General features: G+C 71.1%; 1 protein-coding gene. It reads right to left on the bottom strand.

Annotation, left to right across the window (positions count from 1 at the left end; all coding sequences use genetic code 11):
- Positions 1-419: sugar transferase (locus MKK84_RS07760; RefSeq protein ID WP_409566462.1), on the bottom strand; the 419-nt coding region annotated here is incomplete at its 3' end.
- Between the last annotated feature and the right edge of the window lie 59 nt (positions 420-478).

Below are 478 nucleotides of genomic sequence, written 5' to 3'. Positions count from 1 at the left end.
CCGCGCTGGGCCAGCACCGCCGGGATGGTGCGCAGCATGATCGCGATGTCCCGGCGCAGGCTCCAGCGGCTGGCATAGTCCAGATCCAGCGCCACCCGCTCGGCGTAGCTCGTGTCCGAGCGGCCCGACACCTGCCACAGCCCGGTCACGCCAGGGGGCACGGCAAAGCAGGTCTGGAACGCGCGGCCGTAGCGGGCGACCTCGGCCGGCACGATCGGGCGCGGCCCGACCAGGCTCATCTCGCCGCGTAGCACGTTCCGGAGCTGGGGCAGCTCGTCGAGAGAGGTCTTGCGCAGCACCGGCCCGATCGCGGTGATGCGCGGGACGTTGCTGAGCTTCTGCGTGGGTGCCCATCCGCCCCGGGTCCGCGGGTCGGAGCCCAGATGGGCGGCCAGCACCGCCTGGCGTTGGTTGAACATTGCGGGGAACTTAGCGCATCTGAAGGGGCGGATATGGCGGCCAAGGGCCGTAGAGGTGA

Origin of the sequence: Methylobacterium sp. E-065 (assembly GCF_022829605.1) — a bacterium.
Lineage (GTDB): Bacteria > Pseudomonadota > Alphaproteobacteria > Rhizobiales > Beijerinckiaceae > Methylobacterium.
This window is presented reverse-complemented; position numbering and strand designations above follow the sequence as displayed.